Here is a 9,034-nt window from a genome sequence, read left to right as displayed (position 1 = left end):
AGGAGTCATTGAGTTCAGATCTCCACTTACCATCAGGGTACCAAAACCATTTGATGGAGAACTCTGTGTTCCTTCTCCGATAATGACACCTTCTCCGCCACCGATGAACAACGGAACTCCGGATCCAATCAGGTTGAAATGAGGATCGTTTGCAAGCGGGGAGAGGAGACCGGCACCGGAATAAGAAACATTTCCCTGGTTTGAGAGGAGCATCCCCATGTAGGTATTGAGTGTCCGGTCAGATCGGTTTATTACCGCATTATAAGACTGGTATGCATTTCTTGGATTGACCATCACCGCCTGGTTCAGATCCTCAAGCAGGAGTTCTGTTGTGATCGTCCGCCTGGGATAGCAATCTGTTCCTTTTGAGATTGCACGAACCTCAATCTGCCTGCCGGATACGAGATCCTCGATAACATGAGCCCCGCCATATTTTGACCCTGCTGTGGTGGATTCCTGCGTTGCTCCAATATAAGCATCCACTGCGGCTATCCCTGCATATGCCTCGACATCATTGATCCAGATCCGTTCCATCCGGATAGGTGGATCAGCATGGCCGAAGTTCAGAAAAGCTCCTGAAGAACACATCGCGCCGAAGGTGCCTGTTGTCACAACATCAACTTCGCGCAAGGCTCCTTCCTCGCCCAGTTCGGAGACGATATCAGGCATCTCCTCAGCAGTGACAACGACAGCACTTCCATCGCGAATTTTGAGATTAATCTCTTCGATGGATTTTGTCATACACAATATCTTCTCCATGCATTAAAAAAGGTTCCGAATAATAACCAGGAGTAATATTTCGCATCGCAAGACCTATGCCTTCTCCGATTCAATCATAAATCCATGAAGCTATCCGCATTTCTCAATCAGATGGAGAAGATAGCCCCTGCATCGCTTGCAGAAGAGTTCGATTCTAACAGAATCGGACTTGTTGTCGAGGGAACAGAGGATATCGGTGTGGTTGCTGCAGCACTTGATCCAACCCTGAAGGTTGTGCAGTCAGCAGCAAATCTCGGTGCAGATATGCTTGTTGTGCATCACACCCCCCTCTTTACTCCCGTTACCCGGATCATGGGGACAACAGCGCGCATATTGAAAATACTCCTTGAGAATGATATGAATCTCTTTGTGATGCATACGAATTTCGATCATGCAGAGAATGGAGTTAACGATGCGCTTGCCGATCAGATCGGATTAACAAACAGGAGACGAATGAGCCTTGGTATTGTGGGTGACTGCCACCTTGGGATCAATGAATTGATTCGGCTTCTTGGGTGTGGCGTCCGGGTTCATGGAGCAATCACCACCCATAATCGGGTTGCTGTTGTAGGCGGATCAGGTTTTTCACCGGATCTCATGGATGAGGCAGTACGATGCGGCGCGGAGATTTTCATCTCCTCTGAGATGAAACATAGCATCGGGCGCCAGATACCACTTCCCTGCATTGAAGCTACACACTATGCCCTTGAATCGCCCGGAATGAAGGCTCTCTCGGGGAGGATGGGGTGGACATATATTGATGATCCCCCTGAAAGCTGCCTGCTTATATGATCAATCCCTGGGTACTGCTGAAACAGAGTCGGGAGCTGTCACCTGAGGCAAAGCGTTCTCTCATCCATGCATACCATGAACGCGGTGAAAAAGCAATCCTTGCAGCCGAGCACGGGAATGTTAAGAAGTACCGGGACTTCTGGGTCGTCGTTGGACGATCTGACGAATATATTGTCGAAGATGGATTCTGTACCTGTGATGATTTCCGCTTTCGGGGTGGCGTCTGCTGGCACAGCATCGCGGTTCAGATCGCTAATATCTGCCACCTCTACGAGGAATTCGATCTCTGGTATACCGACCCTCCAAATGGAGACGATACAGGCTGATTCCAAAGAGAAACCATTTATGGTGACGAACAGAACCTATACCAAGCACGTGGTTGTTCATGCTTGAGGAAGAATACGAGCTGGATTATTTTCGATCCAATGGATTTCTGAGGAAAACCTGCAGATCCTGTGGGGCAGCCTTCTGGACACAGGACCCGGACCGTGAGTTGTGTGGAGATGCACCCTGTGAGCCATATCAGTTCATCGGAGAGCCGATCTTTAAACCGCATTCTCTCGATCAGATGCGTGAGGCATTCCTCTCATTTTTCGAGACGAATAACCATACACGAATCGACCGCTACCCGGTCGCGGCCAGATGGCGTGACGACATCTACCTGACAATTGCATCAATTGCAGATTTTCAGCCATTTGTAACCGGTGGGGTTGTTCCTCCCCCTGCAAACCCGCTCACAATATCCCAGCCATGTATCCGCTTAAATGATCTGGATGCAGTCGGACGATCAGGCAGGCATCTCACCTGCTTTGAGATGATGGCACATCATGCCTTCAACTCCGCAGATGAAGAGATCTACTGGAAAGAAGATACACTTGAACTCTGTTCGAATTTCATCAGATCGATTGGCGGGGATCTTCAGAACCTCACATTCAAAGAGCATCCATGGTATGGGGGAGGCAATGCGGGCCCAAGCGTTGAGGTGCTCATCGGAGGACTGGAGGTTGCAACCCTCGTCTTCATGAACCTTGGAAGGACGAAGACCGATCGCTCTCCGACAATGATCGATGGAAAAGATTACTATCCAATGGATCTTCGGATTGTAGATACCGGGTATGGTCTTGAGCGATTCGTCTGGGCATCAAAAGGATCACCAACCATCTATGATGCGGTATTCCCGGAGATGGTATCCCGCCTGATGGGATCAGCCGGACTCGAGCATCTTCTGGATAATAGCGAGTTTACCAATATCCTTGGCTTAAACGCTAAATTCGCCGGGCTTATCGATATCAGGGGAGAAAAACTGGTTCATCTCCGCAAGAAGGTTGCAGACGCCATCGGTATCAGCATCGATAAACTTGAGGAGATGATTACGCCAATCGAGGGGATTTACGCACTCTGCGATCATACCCGATGCCTTGCATATATGCTTGGGGATTGTATTGTCCCGTCAAATGCACGTGAAGGATACCTGGCACGGCTTGTTCTCAGGAGAAGTCTCAGGATGATGGGCGAGCTGAATCTGGATGAGACGCTCTCAGATCTGGTACTTGCCCAGATGAATACGATCGGATCTGATCAGTTTGAGCAGACACAGGACATAGTGCGCCAGATCATCGATCGTGAAACAGAGAAATACGATACGACCATTGCCCGGGGAAGCAGGGTCGTCCAGCGGATTGCAAAGACCTATATGAAAAAGAACGAACCGGTTCCGCTCCCTGAGATGGTCACTCTCTATGAATCACATGGTATTCCGACTGCCCTGATGCGGGAGATATTAACGAATGAGGGGGCGGACTTTGATCTCCCCGACGACCTCGATTCAATTATCGCAGATATGCACTCTGAGGCTGAATCATCAGAGGAAGAAGCCGGTACAAAGAAATTTGATGAGAGGATCACGGGACTCCCACAAACCAAAAAAATCTATTACGAACGACCCTATGAATTTGAATTCGATGCAATTGTCCTTGATTATTTCGATGGATATGTCGTACTTGACCAGAGCCTCTTCTACCCGGATGGCGGGGGCCAGCCCTCAGATACCGGGACGCTTGTCACTTCAGAGAATGTTGTCCGGGTGGATGAAGCAATAATCAAAGACGATAGAATCCTGCATAAGATCAAAGGCGGAGTCCTGAAGCGGGGAGAACGGGTAAAAGGAATTGTTGACGAGGAACGGCGCTGGTCGCTGATGCGTCACCATACCGGCACCCATGTTCTTCTCCGTGCCTGTAAACAAATTCTCGGCCCTCATATTCACCAGGCCGGATCTCAGAACGGGATTGATAGTTCCAGGCTTGATATTCGCCATTTCTCACATATTAGACCGGAAGAGGCAAAGCGGATTGAGATCGCTGCAAACCAGATCATTATGGAGAACATACCTGTCTTTATAAAAATTGAAGACAGAAACCGTGCCGAAGAGAAATTCGGGTTCGCACTCTACCAGGGTGGTGTCCCCAAAGGAAAGGATATCCGTGTTGTCCAGATGGGAACAGAAGTCCAGGCATGTGGAGGAACCCATTGCAGGAACAGTGGCGAAGTGGGGATCATCAAGATACTCAGGATCGAACATATTCAGGACGGTGTCGAACGAATTGAGTTCTCAGCAGGATTTGCTGCGATCTATGCCATGCAGCACCTGCAGGATATTGTCAACGAGGCTGCTGCCACCCTCTCGGTTCAGGTGGAGCATCTCCCCCAGTCAGTGGAGCGATTCTTCTCTGAATGGAAAGAGCGGGGGAAAACGATCGGGGATCTGGAACAGAGACTAGCAGATCTGTCACTACAGAACATGAGCGGCGAGGAGATTGGCGGGGTGAATGTTATCATCCGTCAGATCGATCGAACCCAGAAAGAACTGGTCAATATGGCATCAGGCATCTCTGAACAGAAGGGAGTGGCCCTTTTCATATCTACAAGCGATGGCATCCGTGTTGTTGCCGGATCCGGAAATGATTCAGTTGATGCTGGTGTAATCGTCCGGGAGATATGTACTGTTCTTGGTGGAAAGGGCGGAGGAAAACCCGGACTTGCGCAGGGGGCCGGGAAAGATGCGGATGCCATCCCCGGTGCACTTGAGAAAGCCCGTGAAATCATACAGACGATGATCAATGGCTGAAGAGATAGTCTTCCTTGAGCCTGGTGAAGAACAGGCACAGAAGATCGCAAAAGCGATGTCTAGCCCGACCGCAGGCGATCTCCTGCGAAGCCTCTCAGATACGCCAAAGAGCACAACTGCATTAGCAGAAGAGCTACATATTCCTCTCACCACCGCAAAATACCATCTCGGTAACCTGCTAGATGCAGGTGTTATTGAGGTGGCAGATACCCGCTGGAGTGCAAAAGGCCGTGAGATCAAGATCTACAGCCTGAAGAACCAGATCCTGATCGTTTCTCCAGGCCGACAGAGTGCAATCGGCATGATGAAGAAATATGCCGCCACACTCGGCGTCTTCATCGCGGGAACCGCTCTCCTTACCATGTACCTTCCATTCCTTCAGGGAAAAATGGTTTCTTCAGAAGATATGATGGTATATACTGCTCCACCACCTGAAGCCATACAGATCCCTGATGCAATGCCCATGGCAGCACGGGCAGTGGGAGGAGCAGGCGCCCCCCTTCCCCCGATGGTACATGAATTTGTCATGGCCTTCTTCCTTGGGGGTTGCCTGGTCTTATTGGCCTTAATCGTGTACGAAGCGATGCACTGGTTCCGCGATGAGCGGTATTAACAAATTCCAATAAAATTTTTCAGAAGCAGAAGGCCTGTCTCCCCGCTCTTTTCCGGATGGAACTGTACACCGTATATGTGATCCTTCTTGACTGCCGAGGAATACGAGACACCATAGATGGTTTCACAGAGCCGGTACTCGATCGGGCAGTCAACATAATAGGAGTGGACAAAATAGACATAATTGCCCTCCTCTATTCCAGAGAGGAGCGGATCATCCGGCATTGCATGATGAATGGTATTCCACCCCATATGTGGAACCTTCATTCCAGGTTGCGGCTCAAATTTACGGACATGTCCGGGGATCAGCGAGAGTCCCTTGTGGTTCCCATGTTCTTCACTTTCATCCATCAGCATCTGCATTCCAAGACAGATCCCAAGGAGCGGAACATCTCTGGCAACTGAGAGGAGGCATTGCCTGAGAGGTGAGAGCCGCCCCATACCCTCAGAGAATGCACCAACACCAGGCAGTATAATGCCATCGGCAGATCGGATCTCATCTGGATCATGAGTGATAATCGGCCGTGCCCCTGCCTTCTCGATCCCACGAAAGACCGATCTGAGATTCCCAAGACCATAATCAATAATGGCTATCTTCGTCATCGTTTTCTCCCTTTTTTATCCTCCACGCACCGCTCTCAAACCAGTTCGGGGGGCGGCCGTTGGCTTCGGCGTATTCTGTAACAGCAGATCTCCACTCATCCCAGAGCTCCGGATAACGTCCTTCTATCATCCTGAGAGGGGCAATATCGCTTGATGGGCACATATAACACCCGATTCGATCGAGGCCCGCTTCATAGAGTGTATTATATGGCGCCTTCTCCTGGAAGAGATAGAGCCAGACATGCAATGCATTCCAGTGCTGGATCGGGGCTGCAGAGAGCTGGTTGGGAACATTTGGGTTTCGCCAGACACGCCGGCTCTTCATCCGTCTGGCAGACTCGTATTTCCTCTGCCCGATGAGAGAGATGCATTCTCCAAATTCAAGTTCGATCAATCTCCTGACAGGATTCAGCTTGCATGCCTTACAACACCACCTGAAGTTGACTGCCGGAGGGCCATGCCTTGAAAAACCTTCCCAGAAACCAGTTTCACCATCTCCCCTTAATACAGGGACGGAATAGCGATCTGAGACAGCTGAGATATTCTCAAGTGTTTCCGGGAACTCAAGACCCGTATCTGCAAAAAGCAAGGGAACAGACCCGATTGCCTTCAGTGCAAGAAGGAGGGTTACAAGGCTGTCCTTTCCACCTGAATATGATACTGTGACCGGGAGATCTTCCTCTTCTGCCAGATCGCGAATGAAGCTGATGGAGTCTGCCTCCATTGATGCAAGGTATTCCCTGTTGGCATCCACCGTATCATCCCATGTTCCGGGACCGGGGCAGCATACCTGTGGAGCATTCTTTCTGAGGCGGACGACCTGGCCGCGGGAAATACCCTGTCCCTCTTCTGCACCCATCTTTGCCCGCCCGACACCAATGCAGGTACCATCTTTTGTGAGGACAAAGACCTCATCTCCCTTCTCTACATGGGATTCAATCTCAACAACTCCGGGTGCAAGAACACTTGAACCATCTTTGATGAATACAGCGGCAGCATCATCTACGATCACATATTGGAGCTTCGGAGCCATCAGGCGGGTGGCATCCGGGCGCGGGAGCACCTCCCATCTCCCTTCTCCCGGGAGGTACCGTATCGCACCGACGATTGCCCCGCCGACAATGATCTCCTCCATCCTGTCATCGTCCGGAACCTTGTTTAAAAGTGCGAGATGATCTTTTGGAATGAGCGGGGAGCCAAATGACTCCTCAAACAGATGGTTTATCAGTTCGATATCGGAGGGAAATGCCGGACGGAGATCTCCCGGGGGTGTAACTCCGACAAAACGCGTTTTCCCCCCACAGGCGCACCGTTTTCCAAGAACCGGTACATGGCATTCGTCACACCAGTGAAGGGGAACGGCACCAAGATACGGTGACTTCATCCCTATTCTATTATTGAGCATTGGTTAAATAGCGAAGCATCAGTTCATTCTGCACATATGGAAAACCATAATTTAGGAAACGATCATTATTGATCATGACAAACAAATGGCTGGAGTTACATCTACCGCGTTTGTATCATTCTTTGCGGGATAAGACGACGCATTGCCGTTGCACAAGGGGGGTTGTCCACCAGTGATCCGATTGCTGGCAACCGCAATAGCCGCTTTTGTGGCATATCTCTTTTTGACAGCCGGATCAGGAACGATCATTCTCTGGTCCGAAAGTGAACTCATCATCGGTTGTATTCTTGCAATCATTGTTGGTATCGCCTCATACCGGATATTCTGCAGGACAGGAAGTGTCCGTATGGCAAACCCCATACGCCTCATTCTTCTGCCCGTCTATGCAATTATTCCGCTCTTCATCGAGATGGCACGGGCAAATATCGATGTCGCCATTCGGGTGATAACAGGAAATGTGAAGCCGGGGATTGTCAGGGTGAATACCGGGATGAAGACAGATCTCGGCATGCTGCTTCTTGCAAACTCGATCACCCTTACTCCTGGGACGCTCTCGGTTGAGATTGATGATGCAACAAAGCAGTTGTATGTGCATCTGATCAATGTCCCGGATGAACTCCGTGATAAGAAGGTGGTTGAGGCGCGTGAACTCTTCTCATTCTTTAATATACCTGGCTGGATCAGGAGGATTGCGGAATGAACGATATCTTCTTCATCGCAATTGCAGTTCTCGGACTTTTGATACTCTTTGCCGCACTGAGGCTTGCAATCGGGCCGACAGCACCGGATCGGGTTGTAGCACTCGATACAATCAACACACTGGTTGTCGGGGGGATGATTCTCCTTGCCGTCTATCTCGGGCAGACAATCTTTGTGGATGTGGCGATCGTGTATGCCCTCCTCTCATTCCTCGGAACCATCGCCATTTCGAAATATATAGGAGGAGAATTATGATTCAGACAGCAGCAATGATATGCCTTGGAATCGGCATCCTCTTCAATACCCTCGGAGTTATCGGTATCCTCAGGTTCCCGGATGTCTATACCCGTCTCCATGCAGAGACGAAGATGACGACATTCGGAACAATATTCCTGGCACTCGGGGTTATCATCTATGCCGGATGGATGTTGTCCGGGACAAACGACAGCCAGTACCTCACCCTTGCAATCCATACTGCAATCGCCGTTATTGCCCTTGCATTCACAAATGCAACCGGCTCGCATGCCATTGCACGGGCCGCACATAGAAGCGGGCAGCTGCCAGACCCCTCAGTTGTCGATCGCCTCGCGGAGGTGAAGTCCCGTGATTGAAATAATCCTTCACGCATTCATCCTAACCGGGATGATTGTATCAGCAATTCTGGTCTTTAAATTCAAGGACCTCATATCAGCGGCAGTCGCATTCGGGCTCTTCAGTTTCCTTCTGGCAATTGAATTCTATCTCCTTCAGGCACCCGATGTTGCCATTGCAGAAGCTGCCATCGGAGCCGGACTCACGACTGCAGCCTTCATGATAGCAATACGCGGCACCACAAAAACAGAGGGTGATGAGGCATGAAGAAGAAAGTTTCCATCATCATTACCATCCTGATGATCGGGATGCTCGGCGTGATTGTGAGCGGGCTTACCTTTGGCGATCCCGTTGATCATCCAATGGACCGGTATTTCATTGAGAACAGCCAGCAGCAGAGTGGTGCAAATAATGTTGTCACTGCTGTCCTCTTCGACTACAGGGGC

At 50.2% G+C, this 9,034-nt stretch carries 11 protein-coding genes and 1 pseudogene; 9 read left to right on the top strand and 3 right to left on the bottom strand.

Going from position 1 to position 9,034, the window contains the following annotated elements; all coding sequences use genetic code 11:
- Nucleotides 1–741: homocysteine biosynthesis protein (locus QCH34_RS02650; RefSeq protein WP_300329657.1), on the bottom strand; the 741-nt coding region annotated here is incomplete at its 3' end.
- Between the two features lie 102 nt (nt 742–843).
- Between QCH34_RS02650 and QCH34_RS02645 the strand changes: the two genes are divergently transcribed.
- From QCH34_RS02645 to QCH34_RS02630, 4 genes are read left to right on the top strand one after another with little or no spacing between them, the layout of a single operon-like run.
- On the top strand, nt 844–1,551 hold the full coding sequence (locus QCH34_RS02645; RefSeq protein WP_300329654.1) for a Nif3-like dinuclear metal center hexameric protein: 708 nt from the start codon (nt 844–846) through the stop codon (nt 1,549–1,551).
- Nucleotides 1,548–1,877 carry an SWIM zinc finger family protein gene (locus tag QCH34_RS02640; RefSeq protein ID WP_300329650.1) on the top strand — a complete coding sequence of 110 codons (330 nt, stop codon included), beginning with the start codon at nt 1,548–1,550 and terminating at the stop codon, nt 1,875–1,877. Before QCH34_RS02645 ends, QCH34_RS02640 begins: the two co-directional genes overlap by 4 nt.
- Nucleotides 1,878–1,936: 59 nt before the next feature.
- Entirely contained in the window at nt 1,937–4,678 is a 2,742-nt protein-coding gene (gene alaS, locus QCH34_RS02635) for an alanine--tRNA ligase (RefSeq protein WP_300329646.1), read from the top strand.
- On the top strand, nt 4,671–5,291 hold the full coding sequence (locus tag QCH34_RS02630; RefSeq protein WP_300329643.1) for a helix-turn-helix domain-containing protein: 621 nt from the start codon (nt 4,671–4,673) through the stop codon (nt 5,289–5,291). The genes alaS and QCH34_RS02630 overlap by 8 nt, the downstream gene beginning before the upstream one ends.
- Here QCH34_RS02630 and hisH read toward each other — a convergent pair.
- Together hisH and QCH34_RS02620 are read right to left on the bottom strand one after the other, a co-directional pair.
- Nucleotides 5,288–5,893, bottom strand: a complete 606-nt coding sequence (gene hisH, locus QCH34_RS02625; protein WP_300329640.1) for an imidazole glycerol phosphate synthase subunit HisH — start codon at nt 5,891–5,893, stop codon at nt 5,288–5,290. The two genes, QCH34_RS02630 and hisH, sit on opposite strands and share 4 nt — an antisense overlap.
- Nucleotides 5,871–7,277, bottom strand: coding sequence for a phosphoadenosine phosphosulfate reductase family protein (locus QCH34_RS02620; protein WP_300329637.1), 1,407 nt, complete (start codon nt 7,275–7,277; stop codon nt 5,871–5,873). Before QCH34_RS02620 ends, hisH begins: the two co-directional genes overlap by 23 nt.
- Nucleotides 7,278–7,470: 193 nt before the next feature.
- On the opposite strand from QCH34_RS02620, the gene QCH34_RS02615 reads away from it, so the two are divergent.
- The 5 genes and pseudogenes from QCH34_RS02615 to QCH34_RS02595 form a co-directional block, all read left to right on the top strand.
- A complete protein-coding gene (locus tag QCH34_RS02615) occupies nt 7,471–7,998 on the top strand; it encodes a Na+/H+ antiporter subunit E (protein ID WP_300329634.1) in 528 nt (175 codons plus the stop codon).
- The gene (locus QCH34_RS02610; protein WP_300329631.1) at nt 7,995–8,252 is read left to right on the top strand and encodes a cation:proton antiporter; all 258 of its coding nucleotides are present in this window, start codon (nt 7,995–7,997) and stop codon (nt 8,250–8,252) included. Before QCH34_RS02615 ends, QCH34_RS02610 begins: the two co-directional genes overlap by 4 nt.
- Nucleotides 8,249–8,608 (top strand): monovalent cation/H(+) antiporter subunit G, encoded by a 360-nt coding sequence (mnhG, locus tag QCH34_RS02605; RefSeq protein WP_300329628.1) that lies wholly within the window; start codon nt 8,249–8,251, stop codon nt 8,606–8,608. Before QCH34_RS02610 ends, mnhG begins: the two co-directional genes overlap by 4 nt.
- On the top strand, nt 8,601–8,855 hold the full coding sequence (locus QCH34_RS02600; protein ID WP_300329625.1) for a hydrogenase subunit MbhD domain-containing protein: 255 nt from the start codon (nt 8,601–8,603) through the stop codon (nt 8,853–8,855). The genes mnhG and QCH34_RS02600 overlap by 8 nt, the downstream gene beginning before the upstream one ends.
- A pseudogene (locus tag QCH34_RS02595) lies at nt 8,852–9,034 on the top strand (hypothetical protein); the annotation flags it as partial. The gene QCH34_RS02600 and the pseudogene QCH34_RS02595, both read left to right, overlap by 4 nt.

It is taken from the genome of Methanocalculus sp. (assembly GCF_029762515.1).
In the GTDB taxonomy this organism is placed as follows: domain Archaea; phylum Halobacteriota; class Methanomicrobia; order Methanomicrobiales; family Methanocorpusculaceae; genus Methanocalculus.
Note: the sequence above shows the minus strand (reverse complement) of the source record. Positions and strands in the feature narration are given on the sequence as shown.